A 23,176-nucleotide genomic window follows, 5' to 3' on the forward strand; every position below is an offset into this window, starting at 1 on the left:
AGTTCATTTGTAGCATATAATACGAGCTGGATTTCTTTTATAATAAACAAAAGCAAAGAAAGAGCAAATGGTGAAAAGGAGTGAAAGAAGTTGTCAAATGTGATGCAACGACAGGAAAAACGAATGAAGTTTGATGCCGAACAGCTTGCACCCCTTGATATTGATAAAGAGACAAAGAAGTTGCTAACAGAAAAAGGATTGCCCAAAGAAGCTTCACCATTTCTAGAGTTCGTTTCATCCAAAGGAAAGCTAACAACATTATGCGAAACATTTGAGTTATCATCTCGCTACCAGCACTATTGGTTTTTAGGAACAACCGGCGCTGGAGATCCAATTTGTCTTCATCAAAAAAACGGTTCGGTTGTGCTGCTCGATACGTCCAACGATGACTGCGAGCGTTTCGTGAATACAACTTTTCCGCAGTTTTTAGCATGCTTAGATGTGTTTGAAGAGCTAGTAGAAGAAACGATTCAAGCAAACGGAGAATCTGCATACTTAGAGCGACACATTCCTGCTGAGGTGCTGCAGCGATGCAAAAAACGTATGAATGAAATTGATGAAGCTTGCTTAGCCCCTTATTCTTTTTGGTTCAAAGAACTTTCTTTTTAATAATATAGTAGAAAAATAGACATGGCCGTTTTGGTCATGTTTATTTAGTTGTGGCTGCAGGGCTATTAATATAGATAGAATAAATAAAAATGATAGTATATAATGGATATAAATTCCTTTTTTTTAGAGAGGGAGGAGAGTGTAAATGATTTCTTTATTTGGATTAATGGGTGCTTTCTTCGTGCTGCTTTTTGGTGCGTCGCATTTCTTCTATAGAAGAAACTCGCCCGTGCAGTACGGAATTTCACTTAGCAGCATGCTAATAAGCATATTTCTATTTCTATATAGCATATTTGGAGTTGGCGGCTTTGAAGGAATGGGTCTTGGTGCTTTAGCGGCTGCTTTGTTTTTGGCGTCGGTTCTGAGCTTGTTCGTCAGCGTTCTTTTTAATATCATAAATGGACGAGGGAAAGGTGCTGTATAAAATGGGAGAGCTAACCTTTAGAGAAGCAGTGCGAGAAGATTTGGATCAAATTGTTGAAATGCTCGCGGATGATATGCTCGGAAGCAAACGAGAACGCTACGAATTACCGCTTCCAGACTGTTATGTCCAAGCATTTCAGGCAATTGATGCGGATCCAAACAATGAACTGATTGTCGCATGTAAAGATAATAAAGTAATAGGTGTTCAACAACTAACCTTTACGCCCCACATTGCACGACAAGGCGGGTGGAGAGCCACGATTGAAGGAGTTCGAACCGCTTCGTCACAGCGCGGAAAAGGGGTTGGCTATCAGCTGATTACATGGGCGATTGAACGAGCGAAAGAACGTAATTGTCAGTTAGTACAATTAACAACGGACAAGGAACGATCGGAGGCTTTGCGTTTCTATCAAAAGCTTGGATTCACAGCTTCTCATGAAGGATTAAAGCTCCATTTGTAATTCGCTGCTAATGGTTGTATCCCTGTGGTAAGAATTTTTTGATTAAAATGAATTTTTTAGTTTAGTTCAATTGAAACGTGGTATACAGATAGTACAGAGCCGATAGAAATTTTTCTAAGGCTACTGTGAATGGTAAATACTTAGCTTCATGAAGGGACTGGTTTAGTTTTGGAATACTTAACAGCAACTTCAGCAAACGTATTACCTCACATGAAAAGCAGATATTCTGATCTGACAATTGGCACTCTCGTTATGAACCGATATACGTAGCGAAAGGGCCTCACAAGGGCAAATGAACATGAAATAATTAGCATGATATGAAGGGAAGAACCTGCATCAGTTTTGATGCAGGTTCTTTTTTGTGAGATGCGGCAAGAAAACTTATACAAAACTTTGGCAGGAATTTATATGTAAAATCTATAAGTTAAGTATGGTAAATTATTTTAACATTACGGATGAAATCATACATACGATAATTATGAAAGAAGCTAAAAGCCAGCTAGAACATTACCGCAAAAAAATCTTCAAATGAATGCACTACGAAATTTCTTATAACTTATTTGACACCTAAGGTATAAAAGAGTATACTTATATTAAACATAGTAATTATGTCGGATAAGTAGGTTATAGTGCTGTGAACAAGACTTCTACTGATAAAGAGGAGATCTAGTCCAAAACGTACAGTCCGACTTTGATGAGATGCTTTCAAGCATCTTTTTTTTTGTGCAAAAAAACAGCCGCAGGGGCTGTTATAGGGCAGTAATTCTTCCTTTGTAAGCATCAATCAACCGCTGGTTATGTTCATCTGAACCTTCCATGTTTCCGCTTAAAAAGACAGGAGGCGTGATGCCGCGGCTGAGCAGTTTTTGTATGGTTTTAGATAGGACATCATTTAGGATAGCGCCTCCAATTACAGTAGAACCAGAAGCGAAGGAAATGTCTTGCTGATGAAGAAGAACGTCTCCTTTTGGAATATGATTATTAATAACAAGATCCACGACATCATGAAGGTATTTTCCGCTTTTATGTCGCGAAGCCCGGCTCGTGGCATAACAAGGAGAGGTAAGCCCGATAACAAAGGCGCCTTTTTCTTTTGTAATCAAAGCTACATCAATCGGAACGGGATTTACGCCCGATGTAGAAATGACAATCATGATATCGCCTGGTACGATATCTTCTTTTTCCATAAAGGTGGAGGCATAGTCGTTTTTACGCTCTAGCTGTGAAGAGCGCGAAGCTCCTTTATGAAGCATCAGTTCTTCTACAAAAATAGGATGAATCGGTGCAAGCCCTCCAGAACGGTAAAACACTTCTTCCGTTAAAATATGAGAATGACCGCACCCAAATAAATGAATGAGGTGATGAGAAGCCAATTGCTGTGAGATTTTCTCGGCTGCGGATTCTATTGCCTGCTGTTCATGCGTCTCCACTTTAGCAAGCAGTTTTGTTAGTTCCTGTAGATATAAACTAGACATAAAAAAACTCCTTAGTTAAGATCGTGTCATGTTAATCGTAAACTTATAGCGGTCTGCTCGGTACGAAGACTTCACCACTTCAAGCGGCGTGCCGTCTTGCAAATACGTATTTCGTTGAATCAGTAGAACGGGTGAATATGAGTTGATTCCAAGATGCTTCACTTCGGTTTCAGAAGCTAAAATGGATTCTAACGTTTGATTGGCTTCGCCAATTTTCAGGCCCAACTCTTCTTCTATATAGCGGTAAAGAGAGTCGTTAACAATGGATTCTGTTAACCCTTTGACTAAGTTGGCGGATACATATACGCTTTCGAGCGCCATTGGCACGTCGTCAGCTAAACGAATACGCTTGATTTCATAAACAGGTGCATGAAGAGAAATGTGCAGCTGTTCGGCAATTTTTTCCGAAGCCGCAATGATTTCAAAACTCAGCAATTTACTGCTTGGCACCATTCCGCGCGCTTTCATATCTTCTGTAAAACTCGTTAATCCAACGAGCTGCTGCTCCAGTTTTTTTTCAGATACAAAGGTGCCGCGGCCTTTTTGACGATATAAATAACCGTCGTTTACTAAATTGTTAATCGCTTGGCGAACGGTCATTCTGCTGATTTCAAATCGTTCTGCAAACTCTCGTTCAGAAGGAAGCGAATCATTTGGTTTTAACTCTCCGTTTTCAATTTGTTTTTTCAACTGTTCTTCAATTTGATAATAAATCGGAAGAGGTGAGCTTTTATCAATCACTTAAGTTCTCTCCTTTATGTAAACCTCCGCATCTAAAAAAGACGAGGAGGCTATAAATTAAACCGTAGTCGATACTTTAGCTAAAGCTTCTTGGTCCGCAATAATTGTAACACAGTGATGCTTCTTTAAAATAGAAGCAGGGAAGTCTTCTGTGATTTCTCCGTTAAGCAGCTGATACATCGCTTCTGCTTTGGCTTCCCCGGAGATAAGCAGTAAAATTTCTTTACTTTTCATAATCGATTCAATTCCCATTGTAATAGCCTGAGTAGGCACTTCGTCAAGAGAATTAAAGTAGCGCGCATTGGCTTTTCGCGTTGACTCTTCTAACGTCACAATATGAGTAGGAGAGTTGAATGACGTACCAGGTTCGTTAAAGCCAATGTGTCCGTTTTGACCGATTCCAAGAATCTGAAGGTCAATGCCTCCATGATTTTGAATCATTTCATCGTAGCGGCGGCATTCTTCTTCAGGCGTATCAGCCAGCCCGTTAGGAACGTGCGTGTTGCTTACGTCGATATCAATGTGATTAAATAACGCATCTGCCATATAGTAGTGATAGCTGTTTGGATCTTGCGGCTTCATTCCGACATATTCATCTAAGTTAAAGGAAGTAACGTGTTTGTATGACGTGCCGTGCTCTTTATGATCTTGAATTAAACGATCATATAATCCTTTCGGCGTGCCTCCCGTTGCAAGTCCCAGATTCATATTTGGTTTTTCATGAAGTTTGCTAATCAGCATATCAGCTGCTTTTGCACTCATTTCACTGTAGTTTTTCACTTGGATGATATTCATTGTTAGTCCTCCTTTTGAAAGCTCAATGTGCCTCGGCAAAATGTCATTTCAACATCTAAGTTTTCATTTAACACCACGATATCCGCATCTTTTCCAATTTTAAGGCTTCCTTTTGTATCAAACAGGTTAAGCTGTTTTGCTGGGTTTTCAGCGGTCATTTTTACGATGTCTTCTAATGAGCAGTTCGTAAAGCTCATCGTGTTTTTAATCGCATCGTTCATCTTTAAGATGCTTCCTGCTAACGTTCCATCTGCAAGGGTAGCCGTTGTGTCGTTTACGTGAACAGGCTGTCCGCCTAAATCATACGTACCGTTTTTTAGCCATTTGGCACGAAGAGAATCCGTGATAAGAATCATGCGTTCACTTGTAATTTGATCGTACGCAAGCTTGACCATTTCAGGTCGGCAGTGGATGCCGTCTGTAATCAGCTCTACAAATAATTCATTTCTCAAATAAGCGGCGCCTAATACGCCGGGCTCTCTATGGTGAAGACCGCGCATGCCGTTATATAAATGCGTAATATGAGAAGCTCCTGCTTCAATAGCTTCACCAACTTGATCATATGTGCTGTCGGAGTGGCCAATAGAAGCGACGACGTTTGTTTCTTTTAAATAAGAAGTAAGAGATAAGCCGTTTGGCTGCTCTGGAGCTAACGTAACAAGTTTAATATGTCCTCCGGCTGCTTTTTGCCACTCTTGAAACAGTGCCACATTCGGATCTTGAATGTGAGTAGGAGGCTGCGCGCCCGCACGTTTCGGTGAAATAAACGGACCTTCTAAGTGAATACCAACTACTTCAGCATCCGCATCTGTTTGCTCTTCGATATAAGCGCCCGCGTTGCGAAGTGCTTTTTCAACCGCTTCATTCGACTGCGTCATAGTAGTTGCTAAAAAGCTTGTTGTACCTTCTTTTGGAAGCGTGCGCGCCATTGTTTTTAATGCTTCTGCCGTACCGTCCATAGCGTCCGCATTGTTAACGCCATGAATATGCACGTCAATGGCACCAGGAATCACTTTATAGGAAGGAGAAAGCTCAATTACATGGTCTTTCGGCTGACGTACGTATTGATGGATCTCTCCGATTTCAGTAATTTTCTTGTTCGTTAGTTTAATATACCCGTTTTTTAATGTCTGATTTTCACTATAAACGGTTACATTATAAATAATGATGGATGAATGTGTATCCATACATACACTCCTTTGCTCGTTGTATTGATTTAAGTGTAACGCTTTTTGGAATAGTTGTCTAGACCAGTTAATTCTTTTTTGTGAATTAGAAAGTTTTGTAAGGGCTTTTAACATTGATATAGAGAGGTTTTTAAAAAGAAAATTGGTATAGACAACTATATATTTTATGTGCTAGTATGAGTCCATGCAGTAAAACCGCCGTCATTTCAGCTGATTATGTAATCATAGGACAGGGATGAATGCGGTAACTTGTCATCCGATAAATATTGTTACGAAAATCCTTGCTCGTAACATCGGGTTAAATACGTTATACAAAGGGGATAGAAACATGCTGAATTTTTTACAACGTATTGGTAAATCGCTTATGCTGCCAATCGCAGTATTACCTGCTGCGGCATTGCTTCTTCGTTTGGGTCAAAAGGACTTATTAGATATTCCATTTATGGCTCAAGCCGGAGATGCGATTTTTGCGAATTTAGCACTACTGTTTGCACTCGGTATTGCTGTAGGGCTTTCAAAAGATGGAAGCGGCGCAGCAGCACTTGCCGGAGTGGTCGGTTATTTTGTGTTAACAAAAGGAACTGTAGCTATTGATAAAGATATTAATATGGGTGTACTCGGCGGGATCGTCTCGGGGGTAACGGCTGGTTTACTATACAATCGTTTCTCAGCGATTAAGCTGCCCGAGTGGCTCGGCTTCTTTGCAGGAAAGCGGTTTGTACCGATTATTACTTCAGTCGTTATGCTTGCGCTTGCAGGAATTTTCGGGGTTATTTGGCCGCCGATTCAAGATCAAATTAACAACTTAGGAACGTGGATTACAGGAGCAGGAGCGCTTGGTGCAGGTATATACGGATTTTTAAACCGTCTGTTAATTCCAATTGGACTGCATCACGTGTTAAACAGCTTAGTATGGTTTGTGTTCGGAGACTATCACGGCGTAACGGGAGATTTGAATCGCTTCTTTAAAGGAGATCCAACGGCAGGAACGTTCATGTCTGGATTCTTCCCGGTTATGATGTTTGGTTTACCGGCAGCTGCGCTTGCGATGATTGCAGCAGCTAAAAAAGAAAAGCGCAAACAAGTCAGCGGTATGTTAATTGGGCTTGCTGTTACATCTTTTTTAACAGGAATTACGGAACCAATTGAATTTTTATTTATGTTCGTAGCACCGCTATTATACGTTATTCATGCCGTTTTAACAGGAATATCGATGGCTTTAGCCGTTGCTCTTGGCATTCATGCTGGATTTGGATTTTCAGCAGGTGCCATTGACTTCTTCTTAAACTACGGAATTTCACAAAAACCCCTGCTGTTAGCGGGAATTGGCATTGTATATGCGGTCATTTACTTTGTCATTTTCTACACGCTGATCAAAGCATTAAACTTAAAAACACCGGGACGTGAAGATGATGAAGAAGTAGACACATCAAACGAAACGGTTGTAGCAACAGGCGATAAATATGTGGATATGGCATCGTATTTTATTGAAGATTTAGGCGGAAAAGAAAACTTAACCGTAATTGATAACTGTGCGACTCGTCTTCGCTTACAAGTAGCTGATGCTAGCAATATTAATGAAGGTGCCTTAAAGCGCCACGGAGCGAGAGGAATCATGAAGCTCAATAAAACAAATGTTCAAGTCATTGTCGGAACAGAAGTAGAGTTTGTTGCAGACGCAATGAATCAATTAGTTAAATACGGCACAGCGTCAACCGCTGCACCTGTTGAACAACAGGCTGTTCAAGCAGATGCACACACAGAGTTTGTGTTACCGTTTGAAGGTGTTGTAAAGCCGCTTAGTGAAGTGGAAGATCAAGTGTTTTCACAAAAGATGATGGGCGACGGCTTTGCGATTGAACCGATTGAAGGAACGCTCGTATCACCGATTAACGGTGAAGTCATGACTGTGTTCCCAACAAAACATGCGATTGGCTTAAAAACAGTAGAAGGAATTGAAATCCTGATTCACGTTGGATTAGATACTGTGAATTTAAAAGGAGAAGGATTTCAAGCGCTTGTTCAAGAAGGTGACAGCGTTCAACAAGGAACACCTCTTTTACAGGTAGATTTAGAGTATGTTAAAAAGCATGCACCTTCGATTGTGACACCGGTTGTATTTACCAACTTGCCAGCGGATAAAGAAGTGAAGCTGTTAAAAACAGGCTACCAAAAGCAAGGTACAAAAGACGTTATTACATTTTAATAAAAAGAGGCTGGAACAAACCTGTTCTAGTTAAAAGAAGATCCGAACGATTCATAGTTCGGATCTTTTTATTGTGATGGTGAACGTAGATTTAATCTATTTAGTTGCTTCTGGCTGTTGATTGGAGGGCAAGGCGAAGACTCCTGCGGGAAAAGCGGAACAGGTGAGACCCCGCAGGAGCATAGGCGACGAGGAGGCTTACCGGCCGCCCGCGGAAAGCGAAGCCTTGCACGGAAATCAACAGCGTTGTTGCAAGCAATCAGCTCATGTATCCTACTTGTTCGTTTTTATATGGGGTAACCTAGTTGGGTTTCAATCTCTTTTTCTTTTCTTCATAATTGAAAGAATTTTGTGTTAAAATTTAGGGTGTTTGATACAGCTAGTGCGGAGCAGAGAGGGAGTAGAACAAGTGAAAAAAGAAATGGCATTATTCAAAGTAAAGGTGACAGTATGTTTATTATAGGAGCATTAGTCAATGGATTAGCAATTGTTGTCGGAACATTAATGGGCAAGCTTGCTCACCGCATTCCTGAAAAAGTAAGCGTGACGGTGATGCAAGTGATGGGGTTATCCGTTATCACGCTTGGTTTGCAAATGGGCTTTAAAAGTCATCAGTTTTTAATTGTAATTTTGAGTTTAGCCATTGGAGCGGTTATTGGTGAGTTCATTGATTTAGATGAAAAGCTAAACCTTTTAGGCAATATGATTGAACGAAAATTTCAATCTCAGCAAAACGACAAGCAAACATTTAGTATGTCACAGGGCTTTGTGACAGGAACGCTAATTTTTGTTATTGGAGCGATGGCGATCGTCGGGGCATTAGACAGCGGAATACGCGGCGATCACAGCGTATTGTTTACAAAAGCGGTGATGGATGGATTTATCTCATTGTTATTAACGACTACGCTTGGAATAGGCGTCATTTTCTCAGCGGTGCCCGTATTTCTGTACGAAGGCATCATTGCGCTATTTGCTACACAAATTAATGCGATTGTGCCGCAAGATTTAATGAATAGTATCATTGCCGAAGTCACAGGAGTAGGCGGCGTGTTAATTTTAGCAATTGGAATTAATTTATTAGAAATTATTAAAATTAAAGTTGCCAATTTACTGCCTTCGATTTTAATTGCGGTTGTGATTGTAGTTGTACAGCATACATATTTTTCATGAAGAAAAAGCTTGTGAATAGTATTCGCAAGCCTTTTTGTATATATGAGTAAAAGTTAAGGAAGTAGCAGGTATAAAGTGATGCGTGGATAATGGTATAGAATGAACTAACAACAAAAAGGAGGATTAAAAATGCCGAGTCCTGTTTTCAACAAAATGAATACGGTATTTATCCACGTCTCCAATTTAAAGTCTTCAGTAAAATGGTATAGCGAGCTACTGAGTCAAGAATACAAGATGAGCGAGGTGAAGAACCCCGTTTATAATCTTAAAATTGATGGGGAAACAGGGTTAACACTAGACGCTGGCCCAGAAGGAACAGAAAAACAAATAGTGGCTAGTCTCCATCCAATTTTTAATTTCCATACGGAAGATATTAAAGAAGCATATGAATTTGTTAAAAAGCTAGATTATACGATTGATTCTCCGATTACTTTTTTTGATGATTTTTCGTTTTTTACGATAAAAGATCCCGATGGACATGTGGTCATGATTTGCACAGGTTAAGTCGTTAGCTCCAGAAGTTTAAGGTATAGTATACTAATAATAAAACCCTAATGAGATGAAGTAAGGAGAAATACTGCTTATGAAAGACAATCAACCGATTACAGCTCTTATTGCTGCACAAGTGGAGAAGTTAGCACATCAATTTGGCTATGATTTTTTATCTGAAAAACAAGGGAATCAAACGCTTTGTCAAATTCTTCAGCGAGATGAAGACGGATCTATTTTGGCGACGCCGCTTAGTTTTCATTTACATATGAATGAAGACAAAGGAACGGGAGATATTATTTATTACCATGAACAAGGAGAATTTAAGCGCCAGCAGGTGAATGTCTATGAAGAAAATAGCCTTGTGAACGTTTTGTTATTTATCCAAGAGCGGTTGAAGGTCAATCGATAAAAGACATATGCAAGAAAAAAAGCAGGGAGCTCCCTGCTTTTTTCTATGAATTGATATAGCGTAGTCCTACGCGGTTATTAAAAATTTGGTTGTGATTTTTGAAGACAAAAGCACCTGCTGCGTGATCAATCACCAGCTCATTGTCGTACACTTCTTCCATGTCATCATCAACAATAAATTCTAGGTCTTCAACCGTTACAACTTTTTCATAGGGTTGAAGGCTGCGCTTTGAGATGATCTTCATTTCATAAATCGTATTAACAATATCGCAGCTCCCCCGATCAAAAGAAAGCTGAATCATTTGATTTTGTTCTACGTTCTGCAACGCTTCTTTTGCAGAAGGAGTGACGCGTATATTCATAAATGATATCCTCCTTTTTCTATCCTCAAATTAAATTGTGTGAAATGTATTTAGGAATACTTTAGTCGATTTTTATGTCACGGGCAAGAAAAAAGCTTTCTTACTATTAGTATTTCCCTTTCAAAACGGAATAAAACGCTGATGTTTTTATCATGTTTTCATAAAGACGTACATAGATATCACCTGTATGTGATGAAAGGAAAGAGGAAAAAACTGCGCTTTGTAATTCTTAGGTGTAAATGCTTAATGATAGGAATATATTGTAAAAATATAAGAGGATTAGTCATTTACCTATTTTAATAGTTATTGAGATAGTTTTGAATAATTGGTTTTATTTTCAATATATAGGGTACTTAAGTAGAGTACTTTGCACACGATATTGCACCGAAAGACATCGGTTTATCGGACTAATTATTGTCTTATTTTGTCGAAGTAGTAGAATTTATGGAAACCATTCCTTATCATGTACAAAGTGACTAACAAAATACATAGGAGGTTCTGGTGTAGATGAGTGAGAAAGATCAAAACAGAACAACAGACGAAACAGCGGCTTCGCTAGAAACAGCGCCCGCTCCCAAAAAAGCGCCGGCTAAATGGGTTATCATTTTGGCAGCTTTAATTGTGATTATTGGAGGAGCAATTACATTTGCTACGGTATTTAAAAAATCTCCTAAGCAATTATACTTAATCTCTGAAGTAAATACGTACCAAAAAGCAGCAGATGAATTAGAAACGAAGTACAGTGAAACGATGGCTTATCAGGAAAAAGCGATGAAGCAGCCTTCTACCACAAATGCTACTATTAAAGGCGCCTTTAACATGGATTCACTTTCGTATGATCCAAGCTTTAAAATGATTCAAGACCTTATCAGTAAAGCTGAAATTAAAATTAAAGCGGAACAAGATCCGAAAAAAAGTGAAGCATACGGTTCACTGGCTCTTAATATCGGCGGTTCAAAAGCGCTTGACCTAGAAGGTTTTCAAACGAAAGAAAGAGTAGGCTTTAAAGCCCCGATTCTAGCAAATGAATATTTCTATTTAAACTTAGACGAATATGGACAGGTAGCGCGTAAGTTCGATCCTTCGTATTCAGGTCCTGAAACGCTTGATATTAACACGAGTAACGTAAGTTTAGAAGACTTAAAGTTAACGGAAAAAGAAAAAAACTACATTGCAAAAGAGTACGGAACGTTCATTTATGATCAGTTAGACAGCGATTATTTTACAAAAGAAAAAAATGTAGATTATAAAACAAATGGCAAAACGCTTCAGTTAACAAGCGTGACGCTTAACATGTCTGACAAAGAAACAAAACAATTTATGGATAAGCTTATTGCGAAGGTATCAAAAGATGACAAGCTTCATACTATCTATGCAAACCACGTGTCTAAGCTGTTTAAATCTTCAGCAGCGACAAATCCAGAATTAAAAGATATGGCAGATCCAAAAGAATTGAAAAAATCAGTAAAAGAAAGTCTTCAAGACTTCCAAAAAGAAGCAAAAGATACAACTTACCCTGGCGGTGTTAAATCAACTGTGTACGTTCAAGATGATGTTGTTGTAGCTCGTGATATGAACATGGGCGTGAAAAATGCTTCTAACGATAAAGGAAAACTTAACGTCGTAACTAAAAATATTCCGTATGAAGATAACAAAACGGCTAAGCAGTTGAAAGCAGTCCTAACCGATAGCACTACCGATGATGCATTTACGTTTGATATGAAAAATGACGTAACAACGGAAAGTGAAAAGAGAAAAGAAAACATGTCTATTCATTTGTTAACAAAAGATTCAAAAGATGAAGACACGAATATGACGTTTAAAATGAATTCAGTAATCAACGGTAAAACCGATGCAAAACAGACGGCTGACCGTACTTTCTCTTTAGACTTAGGTGATCAAGAAGATCTAGTAGTAAACGGAGAAGTAAAGCAGAATCAAGCAATAAGTGCTTCAAAAGGAAAAGCAGATTATTCATTTGATATTCGTACAAAAATAGGACCAAAAGCAGATCCTGCAAACGTTACGTTAAAAATTGACTCTGCTTCTCAATTAAAAAAATCAGCCTCTATTCCAGAGCTTGACGCATCTAATGCGACAAACGTAAAAGATGTAACGCCTGAAGATATGCTGTCGATTCAAGAAAATTTTGCTAAAAATGTTCAAGGTCTCATGATGAATATGGGAACCGCTGGTTACTAAAAGGTGCAAAGCAGATGAAGATATATTTCTCTTTGACTCTTTTTACATGTAAAGCTCTATTGAAAAATATAAAATCTCTCATACTGCTAATAATGATCCCTGCTCTGTTTTTATTTGGAGCAGGGATCATTATTAGTCAGACCATGCAAGGTGAGGAGAAGGTAAATCGGTTCCCCGTGGCCATTGTGGATAAAGATGATACGGCACAAACGAAGTACGTCATCGAACAGCTGACTGAAGGTAAGCTTCGCAAGATCATGAAGCCGCTTTACACGAATGAAGAGAAAGCTAAACAGCTGCTGCAGCAAAATAAAGTGGCAGCCATTGTAACGCTGCCAAAAGGTTTTAGTCACGATATTGCTCATGGGGAAAATCAGCCTTTACACGTCATTGGAAACAGCAATAAGCCGCTTCAGTCACAGCTGTTTCGCTACGTGATGGAAAGTGCAGCCGACTACACGTCAGCCGCTCAAAGCGGTATTAATACGGTTGATGCCTTTTTAGAAAAAGAAAATGTTTCCGATGAAAAGAGACGCGCAGAATTTAAGAAGAGCTTAGTAACGTTTGGGCTTCATGTATTAGATAGAGGAAGTTTATTTGATGAACAAGTAGAAACGAGTTTCTTTCAACAGGATATGAAGCAATATTATGTCCTGTCTTTTGCTGCTTTGCTGCTTATGATTTGGAGCTACGGCGGATGGCTGCTTGCTAGTGAAACGCAGACTTCTCCCGTGCTGGATCGAATGAAAACAAGAGGTGTATCGTTTCTTCGCATTTATTTAGCGCAGCTGACGGCTCTGTTTGTTCTTTTGCTACCGGTATCTGTCGTATTGTTTGGAAGCCTCATTAAAGGACTGAAACTGCCTGTAACCGGTACGTACGGAGAGCTTTTTTTAGGGATAAGCGGAAGTTTGTTTGCTTTTTTATGTTTGTTTTTACTTCTTCGGGTTCTTTTTTTATCACAAAAAGCTTATCAACTAACCGGTTTGCTGTTTATTTTGCTGAGTACGATTTTAAGCGGACATGTTGTGCCGGTCGTCTATTTACCAGACTGGGCGAGTGGTTTTCAGAAATGGTCACTCAACACCCGCGTCTTGGAGCTGTTATTTTATGAATTTGATGGATATAACACAAACGAAGCTTTTCTTTACCTTAAGCCTATTCTCATTACGGCAGCAGGAAGTTTTGTTCTTGCTGTTGGCTACGTGATGACTTTGCAAAGGCGGTGGAGAAAATAATCAGTGAAAAAATAAAGCAGCTGCTGAAGCGCCCTATGCTTATTGTTATGATTTTCTTTTTACCTTTAATAGGAACGGTCATCAGCAGCTCGTTTTTAGAAAAAGTACAAAGTGATTCAAAAATACCCGTTGCTCTTGTCGATCAAGACCACAGCAACATGTCTAAACAAGTGATGGATCGACTGCAGAAAACAACAGAAATTCAGTTTCTTTCTATGAATGAAGAACAAGCGAGAAAGCAGCTGGCAAAAAATAAAATTGACAGCATCTTTGTGTTTCCTAACGGATTTCAGCAAGAAGTAGAAGCGGGGAATTATCAGGGAGTCATTGATTTGCTTACGCTGCCTTCTTCTGTTGCGACAGAAGCGGTTCGAGAAGTCGTGGCCAGTGAAGTGACACGGTTAACGACAAATGTTAAAGCCGCAAATGAAGTGCGTTTTTTATATAAAGTCTATCACATTCATGCAGGACCGGATTTATGGAAAGAAGCGTATCACTATACCGATAACCAGTGGAAACCAAAGCCGCTGATGACAATTGATTACGAGGCGCAAGGAACGAAGGAGCATAAGAAGCAAGGGAGCGTTCAAATGACCGGATACGTACCGCTATGGGGATTTTTTACGCTTTTGCTTTGCTGCATTACATCAGATTGGATGATTAGAGAGCGGAAGCACCTTTTCAAACGAATGAAAACGATGCAAAAAGGACTTTACGGTTATATTCGAAGCGTCAGCGCCGCTTATGCTGTGCTATACGTGCTTCAAGCTCTCATCAGTTTTGCTCTATTTAAATGGCTGTATGGAGCAGAGTCTTACGGTGTGCTGCTGTATATGTGTATCTATGTGATCACATGCGTTGCTTTTAGCACGTGGCTTGCAAGTGAAAGTCAGCGAGTTGGCTCTTATTATATGATCAGCGTCGTCATGGTCACAGGACTCAGCATAATAGGAGGGAGCTTTTTCCCGGTAGGAGAGCTTTCTGCAACGATTGAAAGAATAAGTCAGTGGCTTCCGCAGCATCTGCTTCTGTATCAGCATACACTGCCGCTTACGTTCATTTGGAAAGAGATAGCTGTTTCCATTGGATGCATATGTTTGTGCACGTTTAAAATAGTGTGGAATGTGAGGAGCATTAAATGATTGAAATTAACAATGTTAGCAAAACATACGGAAAAAAACAATCGTTAGCAAATGTTACGCTGACCGTAGAAAGTGGAGAAGTCATTGGTCTTTTAGGACCAAACGGCGCTGGTAAGTCAACGCTTCTGTCTATTTTGTCTACCATTACGGCTCCTTCAAGCGGGAATGTCACGATTGGAGGCTTATCGCTTAAGAAAAATCAAAAAGCGATACGAGAAGTCATTGGCTACGTTCCACAAGACATAGCGCTGTGGGAAGAGCTTAGCGTAAAAGAAAACATGAAAATGTGGAGCAAAATGACTTCACGCTCTCTGTCGAATGAACAGCTTCAGTCTCTTTGCTCAGCTGTACAGCTCGAAGGAAGATGGAAGGATAAAGTGAAAAATTTATCAGGAGGCATGAAGCGAAAGCTGAATATAGCCGTTTCACTTATTCATGAACCGTCCGTTTTGTTAATGGACGAGCCGACAGTCGGAATTGATTTGCAGTCCAAGCTTGAGATCATTCATTATATTAAACAGCTGGCGGCAAAAGGAAAGACGATTATCTATATCACCCATGATTTGAATGAAATTTTAGGCGTGTGTGATCGGTTTGCCGTCTTAAAGGAAGGAAAGCTGGAGTTTGTCGGCACAATGGACCAAGCGAAGGAAAAGACTGGGGAAGACGCAGAAGAGAACGTTGTGTATAAGCTGCTGCATGATTAAGAGTAAGCAATCATAAAAAAAGAGCCGCTTCGTGAAGAAGCGGCTCTTTCTATTATGCTTGTGTAACTTCTTGTTCTGGTGAATGGCTTTCAGGCTGCACGCGTTCTTCCTCAGGAAGGGCACGTACTTCCACTTCTTTCATTTGGTGACCGTCCATTTCTTTTGCAATAAACTCGTATCCAAAAAGTTTGAACGATTCGCCTTCTTGAATATCGATATTTTGCATCAGCATCCAGCCGCCGATTGTATCGATATCATCGTTTTCAATTTCGATATGAAGCACTTCGTTGACTTCTTCAAGCAGTACTTTTGAGTTAAAGACAAAGTGCTGATCGCTGATTTTTTGAACAAGCGGCTTTTCATCTGTATCAAACTCATCTCGAATTTCTCCAACGATTTCTTCTAAAATATCTTCAACGGTAACGATACCAGCCGTACCGCCGTACTCGTCAATCAACACGGCCATATGCGTACGTTTCTTCTGCATCGAGCGCAGTAGGTCTTGAATCGCTACGGTTTCAATTACTTGAATAATAGGATTCATATAAAGCTTCACGCTTTGCTTTTTTAACGCATCGTTAATTACGACATCGTTTAGAATCTCTTTGACGTTGACTAAGCCGATAATGTTATCTTTGTCTCCGTCAACGGTAACAGGGTAACGGGTGTAGCGGTCTTCTACAGCAAGCTTTAAGAAATCTTCAATGCTGTCGTCTTCAGAAACAGCTGAAATTTCTGTTCTTGGTACCATGATTTCGCGAGCAACACGGTTATCGAATTCAAAAATGTTGTTCACGTACTTATATTCAGACTGGTTAATTTCCCCGCCTTTAAAACTTTCTGATAAAATAATGCGCAGCTCTTCTTCACTGTGCGCAAGTTCATGCTCTGAAGCTGGCTTTAATCCAAACATGCCAGTTAACAAACGGGCAGAACCATTTAGTAACCAAATGAAAGGGAACATGATTTTATAGAATAAAATTAACGGACGAGCAAACAATAACGTAACTGTTTCAGCTTTTTGAATCGCAAATGTTTTTGGGGCTAATTCACCAACGACTACGTGAACAAACGTTACAAGCGCAAATGCGATAATGAATGAAAGAATATGTGTTAAAGATGCAGCAACACCAAGTTCTTCAAACAGAGGTTCCAAAATCTTCGCAACAGTCGGTTCTCCTAACCAACCGAGTCCTAAAGCAGTAATCGTAATACCAAGCTGACACGCCGATAAATACTCATCTAAGTGTGTCGTTACGGTTTTAACCGCATTCGCTCCTTTTTTGCCTTCAGCAACAAGTTGATCTACCCGTGAACTACGAAGCTTCACAATTGCAAACTCTGAAGCAACGAAAAAAGCAGTGAGTACAATTAAAATCGCAAAAATAATTAAGTTAATGGTTATCAATGAATATACTTACTTTATAGTGCTATAAAGTAAGTAAACACCTCCTGTAAATAATAAATTTACGACAGCAGCAGAAGTAAAGAGTGCAAAAGAGTGACGCTTTCTGGTGAAAGCCGATTCATCATTACTTTTCGATCTTCTTCATTCAGCTTTTCCATAAGCGGTGCAACTTCTTTTAAACTGTCGTTTAGTACGTAAAATTTGGATGCTAATTCGTCTTTGGAGTGGCTATTCTCGGATTGCTCTACAGAAAAGAGAGAAGAAATCTCTTCAAGAGAACGGCCTTCGCTTTTTAATTTTTCAATAAAGTAAAGACGTTTCAGCGCTTCTTCGTTATAAAAGCGATAGTTAGAAGCAGAGCGTTCTGCTTTTAACAACCCAATGTTGGTATAATAGTCAACCGTGCGCTTCGTTACATGTGCCATCTCTGCAAGTTCGCCAATTTTGTATGTCGCAACCCCATCAGAATACCACCTCCTTTAACTATGTCAACCATCACGTGATGGTTTTTATCTACGCAACTATTTATCTTTTATCCTATCGTAATTAAGTATACGCGCGTAAGATCAAAAAGTTTCATTTTTTTATTAGCATTCAGTATATCTCAAAATAAGGTAGTTTGACAAAGATTTTATAAAAAAAAACTCGCTTATATTAAGCGAGTTTTTTAGTAGGATGACGTACGATAATGTGCATGCGTTCATACACATATTGAATACGTTCAGTATATTCTATGAACTCAGAGCTCATTGGAGATAGCTGATCAGCAATACGGTGCATAATAGCAGCTTCTTCTTTTAACGAATCTAAATTTTGAGTTCGGTCAATTCTAGATTTAAATGTTAACGAAATCATGTTATTCACCTCGTTGTTATATTACTTGTTATGAGACACTATGTCCGTGACTTTTATCACTCTAGTCAAAGGTGATAACGTAATTATTTGATGTTTGCCGGCATTTTGTGTAGGATGATTAGAAAAGGGTTTTTATGGGAGAATGAAATGAATTTAAAACGAATGCACCACGTAGCCATTATAGGAAGTAATTATGAACGTTCAAAAGCTTTTTATGTAAATGTGTTAGGATGCAAGATTATAGAAGAAACATATAGAAAAGAAAGAGATTCATATAAGCTAGATTTAGAAGTAGCTCCTGGCTATCAAATTGAGTTGTTCTCGTTTCCAAATCCACCACAGCGTCCTTCAAGACCTGAAGCGTGCGGCTTACGCCATTTAGCTTTTGCGGTTGAAAGCGTAGAGGATTCCAAGCGTGAACTAGAGCAGCAAGGGATTGATGTGGAACCTATTAGGGTAGATGAACTAACGGGAAAAAAATTCACATTTTTTGCTGATCCGGACGGGTTACCGCTAGAGCTTTATGAAGAGAAAGAGGGGGAATAAGGAGTATGTGCAATTATTTATTCGTATACGGAACGCTTCTTGAAGGAGAAGGTAATCACGGGTTGCTGCATCATGCGCGCTCAATTGCCAAGCAGGCAAAAACGAAAGGGAAATTATATGATACTAAGCAAGGCTATCCAATGCTTGATATCGACAGTGAACACATTGTATACGGAGAAGTATATGAAGTGACCGATCAGCTTATGTGGAAGGCGCTTGATGAATTAGAAGGGTACATTCATGAAGGTCATAAAGACAATGAATATGATAAAGTTGTGCAAACGGTTGAAACGGACCAAGGTGAATTTGAAGCCGTTGTATATGTAGCAAGAGACCGTTCTCTGCTGCAAGAATTTATTCCAGGCGGAAACTGGCGCGTATGGAAAGAAGATTTATTAGAAGGCATGCTGTATTTTGCTTACGGTTCATGTATGGATAACGATCGTTTTATTAAGCACGGCGTTGATCAGCATTTCCAAGACTGTCTTGGCAGAGCTGTTTTTAAAGGCTATACGCTTCGGTATAACCACGTTATTCATGACGGAGGACGTGCAGACATGGTTGAAGAAGGCGGAGTTGTTGAAGGCAAACTGTACCGCGTGCCGCCCGAAGCAATCACGTATTTGTATGGCAGAGAAGGGGTAGATAATAACGGCTATCGTCCTGCTATTATTTCTGTCGAGCATGAAGGTAAGATGGTGGATCATGTTCTTACTTTTTTTGTGTTAAATAAAGAAAAAGAAGTCGCACCTCCGGATCACTATTCGACTGAAATTATTCGAGGAGCAACAGGTGTACTCAGCGAAGAATACGTTCAGAAGCTAATAGAGCAAGTCCATGCGCTAAAAAATAGCGATGTTGTAAATAACTAATATAAAAAGACGCAGGGACAAAAGTAGTTTAGTTGAAGAAAGCTCCGAACGAGTAATCGTTCGGAGCTTTTCATTGTTATGGTGAACGCAGTCCAGATCATTGATCCCATTTGTTCGTCTCAAGGTTGGATTGATTTTGTTATGTTCTCTGTTGCATTAACTAAAGGAAACAGAGAATTCTGTTTGAAATACACCGTCTTTTGATAAACGGTTGATGCCTAATTTTTCTTTGAAATTTCCGTTGTGGTCATGCGTATCTGCAATTCCAAACCAAGGTTCGATGCAAAGAAAAGGAGCGATTGTATGATTTTCTGCATCATACTTTGACCAAATACCGACATAAGGGAAATCATTAAACTGAACGTTAATTTGATTTTCATTAACCGGTGATTTAATTGTAATTCCGTCAATATGGCTAAAAATTAACGCGTCATTTGCAAATAAATCTGCGCTTAGCGGCAGCTTGTGCAAGTTTTCTGCAGCCCCTTTTTCATGAATAAGAGCGTCTTTTAATACAAATTCCTTCGGCGTAGTTTCAGAAGGCTCTATTTCTAAAAAGTAATCAGAAATCTGCTCGTTTTCACGTAGCGGAATACGAAAAGCAGGGTGGGCTCCAATTGAAAAATACATATCCTCTTTATCTTCATTTACTACTTTCCACTGAAACGTTAATCGATTGTTTTCCAGACGGTAGCTAATTTCAACTGAACATTCAAATGGATATACGTCTTTAAACCGGCCGTTTGTGGCAAATTTCAGCCGTGCTGTTTCGTTTGTTTGCTCAATCACGCTGAAAGTAGAATCACGTAAAAAGCCGTGCTGAGGCAAAGAGTATTCGCGCTGATCAACGGTATACTGATCATTTTTTAATCGGCCTACGATTGGAAACAATACGGGCGATACTCGTCCCCAATAAGCGGGGTCTCCGCTCCACATAAACTGCAGGCCTTTTTCTTTATGAAATACTTCTACAACTTCCGCTCCTTTTTCTTCAATGCTGACTTTCATTTCGCTATTTTCTAGTACAATCATTACAACATCTCCCAAATCGTTGTTGTACGCTAGAGCTGTCTCAAACGTACTGGCTTTGCTTATATTATACCCTTCTTGGCAAAAAAGGTATTAATTTCCCTATTTTTGTTCAAATTAATATAGAAAAAGGAGGGTTCAAATATGAATCATGCAACATTATTGCTCATTAAATTTGCAGCGGCACTTATTGCGTTTGGTATAGGCCTTGATTTGTTTTTTGATGCAACCATCGGAGACATTATTTCTTTTAGCTTGTTAACGACAGTTGTGACATATCTAGTAGTGGATCGAATTGTACTGCCTCGAGTGGGAAATCGCGATGCCATTATTGTTGAATTTGTTCTAACGTATATGAGCGTATGGATTTTTGGAACATTGTTATTAGACAGTTACGTTCAAATTGCTTGGGGAAGTATTATTTCTGCAGCTATTATTACATTTGCTGAAGTTTTTGTTCACCGCTACTTATTCAACCATATTGAAACGAAACATACAGCGAGAACGCGTCCGGCTTTTAAGCGAAAACTAGCGTATGACACAGAATTTGCAGAAGAACAGCATGTAGAAAACAAAGAAAATCCAAAATAAAAAGAAAGCTCAATTTTGAGCTTTCTTTTTATGTGTTAATGCATAAAAGTCATTTCTTTTAAAGGCCAGTATTTCATGTTGACTTCTCCCATGATTGAAGAGATAGGAGTAAGGCCAAAATGCCTTCCATCTCGGCTGATACGTCTGTTGTCACCTAGCACTAATACGTATCCATCGGGTATCGTGCCGTCTGGAGACAGTTCGTACGTTGAAAAATTTTCGGTGAATCGCTCGTAAACGGGCACTTTGGACAAGTATTTATGAAGATGCGGCTCTTTTTTGACCTTGTTATTTATATACAGAACATCATCTTTGTATTCGACCGTTTCTCCAGGTAAGCCCACAATCCGCTTTACTAGAAAATCACTGCTATAGGGAGCTTGTAACACGACAATATCAAAGCGCTCCAGCTTGCTGTGTTTGTTAATAATAATTCGATTGCCTTCGTGCAAAATAGGCTTCATAGAATCGCCTTTTACAGTGTAGGGCTGAAACCAATAGTGCTGAACGACAACAGAAAGCAAAACGGTGCCGAGGATGACGCTTGTGTATGTAAGAATTTCACGCTTTATTTTTTTATTGATCATAATGGATGAACACCTTCTTAACGGTAAGACTATCAATTTAGGTTTTTCATAGAGATATAACAGTGTTGATTGTACCATTCAGAACTAAAGTTTTCCATATCTATCTGTTTATGCGTGTATCCCGAAAATATGCTTGGCGGAACAAAAAATGAAAAAAGCCGTTATTCTTTAAAATAACGACTTTTCTTTATTATAACTGAGCGCGCTCAGTTCGAGTAGCTGGTTGATTTGGTTCTTCTTCTATAACAGGCTCAACAGGCTTATGCTGCTTGATTTCTTCTTCTAGTTCAGCAATTCGCTTGTTTTTCTGTTTCACTTGTCCTCTTAGTTGAACAATTTTTACAAAGCTCAATGAAGCAGCAACAACTCCTCCAAACACAGCCGTTGTTAAGATGATTAAAATAAGAGGCCATTTTTGTGAACCAAATACATAGTTAAATTGTACAGGATCGTTGTTAATTACAGCTAAAACAGCAATGATAAGAGCAAATATAAGTCCTAAAATAAAAAAGCTCTGTCCTTTCATAAGCTGCACTTCCTTTCTTTACATGGTCATTACAACTTTTATAGCGTAACTACTCATCTTAAGTGTTTGCTATCTTGCTTATAGGTATACGTATCCACATTTAAACAAAATCAAACATTTTCTTGATTATATATATCTTTCTTTTAAAACACAATATATCGATTGATGTAGAAGCTTTGACATGTCCAAAGACCTGATAGAGGGGGATTTTTGAGGGAAGGGAGTAGGTATAAGGCTTCATTGTCATAAAAAAAGCACGCGTTCGCCGCGTGCTTTTTTTATGTATAAACTTAAAATGCGTTTAGGGTGTTATCGCTTAACCACTGTTTGCGTTCAGCTGCATCTTCGAATAACTCATCTGCATTTGTAAATTGAGAAGCAATGACATATTCAATTGTTGCAAGAGGAGCTGTTAGCAAACGCCAGTTTAATACGATTGTATTATCTTGAGTCGTAGCGTATTCTTCACCTAACTCGTCCCACTTAACAGATTCAGGAGCATTGTCAGCTGCTTTTTTAACAGATTTCAAAGCTTCTTGGAATTTTTCACCTGCGCGGCCTTGGTACCATTCTGTTAATAGTTGTCCAATACCTTCATTTGTTTGCTGCTCGTTCCAGCTTTCAGGTACTGTAGCAATGAATTTTGCACGGAATGTCATTTCAGCTTTTGCTACATCTCCACGAACGATGTTTAAGCGGTATTGACGCCCTAGGTAAGGGAATTTGTCTCCTTCTTCAAAAGAACCAGTTTTAGCTGCAGAAGCTGCTGCTTTAGGAGCCTCTTTTTTAGCTGTTTCTTTTTTTACTGCTTCTTTCTTTGGAGCAGCTGGCTTTTCCTCAGCTGGTTGTGAACCGTTTAGTTGTTTTAAAATCCATGTTGCTTTGCGTGCGATGATTGAACGCACATTGTTTTCATTAAGACCTCTTGGGATAATAACTTTTACCCCTTCTTTGTCACAAATTTGCACCGTGATATCGGTTCTATTTGGAACGACTTCAATTTTGTAGTCAATTGTTTGATTGCCTGTTTGATACGTATACATAAAATTTTTCGTACTCCTTTCTACAAATCTTCATTTTATAAGCAAAGGTAGAGTTTGGTCAAATGAAAGAATAATCAGACAGTTATCAACTGCTGTTGCAG

Annotated in this window: 27 protein-coding genes; 15 read left to right on the forward strand and 12 right to left on the reverse strand. The window is 39.2% G+C overall.

Annotated features, from left to right (window positions below; all coding sequences use genetic code 11):
- Nucleotides 1-99 precede the first annotated feature (99 nt).
- From CEQ83_RS05945 to CEQ83_RS05955, 3 genes are all read left to right on the forward strand, one after another.
- The gene (locus CEQ83_RS05945; protein WP_223546654.1) at nt 100-609 is read left to right on the forward strand and encodes an SUKH-4 family immunity protein; all 510 of its coding nucleotides are present in this window, start codon (nt 100-102) and stop codon (nt 607-609) included.
- 145 nt (nt 610-754) lie between these two features.
- On the forward strand, nt 755-1,033 hold the full coding sequence (locus tag CEQ83_RS05950) for a YesK family protein (protein WP_049163483.1): 279 nt from the start codon (nt 755-757) through the stop codon (nt 1,031-1,033).
- Nucleotide 1,034: 1 nt separating this feature from the next.
- Complete coding sequence (locus CEQ83_RS05955) at nt 1,035-1,493, forward strand: GNAT family N-acetyltransferase (RefSeq protein WP_155017112.1); 459 nt, start codon at nt 1,035-1,037, stop codon at nt 1,491-1,493.
- A 749-nt stretch (nt 1,494-2,242) separates the two neighbouring features.
- On the opposite strand, the gene CEQ83_RS05960 is transcribed toward CEQ83_RS05955, so the two are convergent.
- From CEQ83_RS05960 to nagA, 4 genes are read right to left on the reverse strand one after another with little or no spacing between them, the layout of a single operon-like run.
- The gene (locus CEQ83_RS05960; RefSeq protein ID WP_155017113.1) at nt 2,243-2,968 is read right to left on the reverse strand and encodes an SIS domain-containing protein; all 726 of its coding nucleotides are present in this window, start codon (nt 2,966-2,968) and stop codon (nt 2,243-2,245) included.
- Nucleotides 2,969-2,983: 15 nt separating this feature from the next.
- A complete protein-coding gene (locus tag CEQ83_RS05965; protein ID WP_028414225.1) occupies nt 2,984-3,709 on the reverse strand; it encodes a GntR family transcriptional regulator in 726 nt (241 codons plus the stop codon).
- Between the two features lie 57 nt (nt 3,710-3,766).
- Complete coding sequence (gene nagB / locus CEQ83_RS05970; protein WP_033578330.1) at nt 3,767-4,504, reverse strand: glucosamine-6-phosphate deaminase; 738 nt, start codon at nt 4,502-4,504, stop codon at nt 3,767-3,769.
- Between the two features lie 2 nt (nt 4,505-4,506).
- Entirely contained in the window at nt 4,507-5,691 is a 1,185-nt protein-coding gene (nagA, locus tag CEQ83_RS05975) for an N-acetylglucosamine-6-phosphate deacetylase (protein ID WP_028414223.1), read from the reverse strand.
- A gap of 328 nt (nt 5,692-6,019) precedes the next feature.
- Here nagA and nagE point away from each other — a divergent pair, with 328 nt between their 5' ends.
- The 5 genes from nagE (at nt 6,020) to CEQ83_RS06000 (ending at nt 9,968) form a co-directional block, all read left to right on the forward strand.
- A complete protein-coding gene (gene nagE, locus CEQ83_RS05980) occupies nt 6,020-7,897 on the forward strand; it encodes an N-acetylglucosamine-specific PTS transporter subunit IIBC (protein WP_155017114.1) in 1,878 nt (625 codons plus the stop codon).
- A 117-nt stretch (nt 7,898-8,014) separates the two neighbouring features.
- Complete coding sequence (locus tag CEQ83_RS05985; protein WP_155017115.1) at nt 8,015-8,197, forward strand: hypothetical protein; 183 nt, start codon at nt 8,015-8,017, stop codon at nt 8,195-8,197.
- A 150-nt stretch (nt 8,198-8,347) separates the two neighbouring features.
- Nucleotides 8,348-9,067 (forward strand): DUF554 domain-containing protein, encoded by a 720-nt coding sequence (locus CEQ83_RS05990; protein ID WP_155017116.1) that lies wholly within the window; start codon nt 8,348-8,350, stop codon nt 9,065-9,067.
- A 129-nt stretch (nt 9,068-9,196) separates the two neighbouring features.
- Complete coding sequence (locus tag CEQ83_RS05995) at nt 9,197-9,571, forward strand: VOC family protein (protein WP_155017117.1); 375 nt, start codon at nt 9,197-9,199, stop codon at nt 9,569-9,571.
- Nucleotides 9,572-9,650: 79 nt separating this feature from the next.
- Nucleotides 9,651-9,968 carry a hypothetical protein gene (locus tag CEQ83_RS06000; protein ID WP_034270421.1) on the forward strand — a complete coding sequence of 106 codons (318 nt, stop codon included), beginning with the start codon at nt 9,651-9,653 and terminating at the stop codon, nt 9,966-9,968.
- Between the two features lie 43 nt (nt 9,969-10,011).
- Here the strand turns inward: CEQ83_RS06000 and CEQ83_RS06005 are convergent, their stop codons facing one another.
- Nucleotides 10,012-10,329 (reverse strand): iron-sulfur cluster biosynthesis family protein, encoded by a 318-nt coding sequence (locus CEQ83_RS06005; RefSeq protein WP_013055888.1) that lies wholly within the window; start codon nt 10,327-10,329, stop codon nt 10,012-10,014.
- A gap of 507 nt (nt 10,330-10,836) precedes the next feature.
- Here CEQ83_RS06005 and CEQ83_RS06010 point away from each other — a divergent pair.
- The 4 genes from CEQ83_RS06010 to CEQ83_RS06025 are packed head-to-tail and all read left to right on the forward strand — an operon-like array spanning nt 10,837 to nt 15,618.
- Complete coding sequence (locus CEQ83_RS06010) at nt 10,837-12,531, forward strand: DUF6583 family protein (protein WP_155017118.1); 1,695 nt, start codon at nt 10,837-10,839, stop codon at nt 12,529-12,531.
- Nucleotides 12,532-12,545: 14 nt separating this feature from the next.
- Nucleotides 12,546-13,769, forward strand: coding sequence for an ABC transporter permease (locus CEQ83_RS06015; protein WP_154991562.1), 1,224 nt, complete (start codon nt 12,546-12,548; stop codon nt 13,767-13,769).
- Complete coding sequence (locus tag CEQ83_RS06020) at nt 13,757-14,911, forward strand: ABC transporter permease (protein WP_228123033.1); 1,155 nt, start codon at nt 13,757-13,759, stop codon at nt 14,909-14,911. Before CEQ83_RS06015 ends, CEQ83_RS06020 begins: the two co-directional genes overlap by 13 nt.
- On the forward strand, nt 14,908-15,618 hold the full coding sequence (locus tag CEQ83_RS06025) for an ABC transporter ATP-binding protein (protein WP_098627408.1): 711 nt from the start codon (nt 14,908-14,910) through the stop codon (nt 15,616-15,618). Before CEQ83_RS06020 ends, CEQ83_RS06025 begins: the two co-directional genes overlap by 4 nt.
- A 52-nt stretch (nt 15,619-15,670) precedes the next feature.
- On the opposite strand, the gene CEQ83_RS06030 is transcribed toward CEQ83_RS06025, so the two are convergent.
- The 3 genes from CEQ83_RS06030 to CEQ83_RS06040 all read right to left on the reverse strand — a co-directional run bounded on the left by CEQ83_RS06030 (nt 15,671) and on the right by CEQ83_RS06040 (nt 17,881).
- On the reverse strand, nt 15,671-17,026 hold the full coding sequence (locus CEQ83_RS06030; protein ID WP_033578338.1) for a hemolysin family protein: 1,356 nt from the start codon (nt 17,024-17,026) through the stop codon (nt 15,671-15,673).
- 59 nt (nt 17,027-17,085) lie between these two features.
- A complete protein-coding gene (locus CEQ83_RS06035) occupies nt 17,086-17,451 on the reverse strand; it encodes a MerR family transcriptional regulator (protein ID WP_155017119.1) in 366 nt (121 codons plus the stop codon).
- Nucleotides 17,452-17,680: 229 nt separating this feature from the next.
- The gene (locus CEQ83_RS06040) at nt 17,681-17,881 is read right to left on the reverse strand and encodes a hypothetical protein (protein ID WP_028414212.1); all 201 of its coding nucleotides are present in this window, start codon (nt 17,879-17,881) and stop codon (nt 17,681-17,683) included.
- 147 nt (nt 17,882-18,028) lie between these two features.
- Here CEQ83_RS06040 and gloA2 point away from each other — a divergent pair, with 147 nt between their 5' ends.
- Together gloA2 and CEQ83_RS06050 are read left to right on the forward strand one after the other, a co-directional pair.
- A complete protein-coding gene (gene gloA2 / locus CEQ83_RS06045) occupies nt 18,029-18,427 on the forward strand; it encodes an SMU1112c/YaeR family gloxylase I-like metalloprotein (protein ID WP_014461134.1) in 399 nt (132 codons plus the stop codon).
- Between the two features lie 5 nt (nt 18,428-18,432).
- Nucleotides 18,433-19,299, forward strand: a complete 867-nt coding sequence (locus CEQ83_RS06050) for a gamma-glutamylcyclotransferase family protein (protein ID WP_140450289.1) — start codon at nt 18,433-18,435, stop codon at nt 19,297-19,299.
- Between the two features lie 156 nt (nt 19,300-19,455).
- On the opposite strand, the gene CEQ83_RS06055 is transcribed toward CEQ83_RS06050, so the two are convergent.
- Complete coding sequence (locus CEQ83_RS06055; protein WP_098627410.1) at nt 19,456-20,331, reverse strand: aldose 1-epimerase family protein; 876 nt, start codon at nt 20,329-20,331, stop codon at nt 19,456-19,458.
- A gap of 141 nt (nt 20,332-20,472) precedes the next feature.
- On the opposite strand from CEQ83_RS06055, the gene CEQ83_RS06060 reads away from it, so the two are divergent.
- Complete coding sequence (locus CEQ83_RS06060; RefSeq protein ID WP_016763336.1) at nt 20,473-20,919, forward strand: YndM family protein; 447 nt, start codon at nt 20,473-20,475, stop codon at nt 20,917-20,919.
- A gap of 35 nt (nt 20,920-20,954) precedes the next feature.
- Here the strand turns inward: CEQ83_RS06060 and lepB are convergent, their stop codons facing one another.
- The 3 genes from lepB to CEQ83_RS06075 all read right to left on the reverse strand — a co-directional run bounded on the left by lepB (nt 20,955) and on the right by CEQ83_RS06075 (nt 23,075).
- A complete protein-coding gene (lepB, locus tag CEQ83_RS06065) occupies nt 20,955-21,506 on the reverse strand; it encodes a signal peptidase I (protein WP_028407847.1) in 552 nt (183 codons plus the stop codon).
- A 190-nt stretch (nt 21,507-21,696) separates the two neighbouring features.
- The gene (locus CEQ83_RS06070; RefSeq protein WP_033578342.1) at nt 21,697-22,032 is read right to left on the reverse strand and encodes a LapA family protein; all 336 of its coding nucleotides are present in this window, start codon (nt 22,030-22,032) and stop codon (nt 21,697-21,699) included.
- A 290-nt stretch (nt 22,033-22,322) separates the two neighbouring features.
- Nucleotides 22,323-23,075, reverse strand: coding sequence for a M48 family metallopeptidase (locus tag CEQ83_RS06075; protein ID WP_028414208.1), 753 nt, complete (start codon nt 23,073-23,075; stop codon nt 22,323-22,325).
- Nucleotides 23,076-23,176: the final 101 nt, after the last annotated feature.

The sequence above is a fragment of the Priestia megaterium genome (assembly GCF_009497655.1).
GTDB classification, from domain to species: Bacteria; Bacillota; Bacilli; order Bacillales; family Bacillaceae_H; genus Priestia; species Priestia zanthoxyli.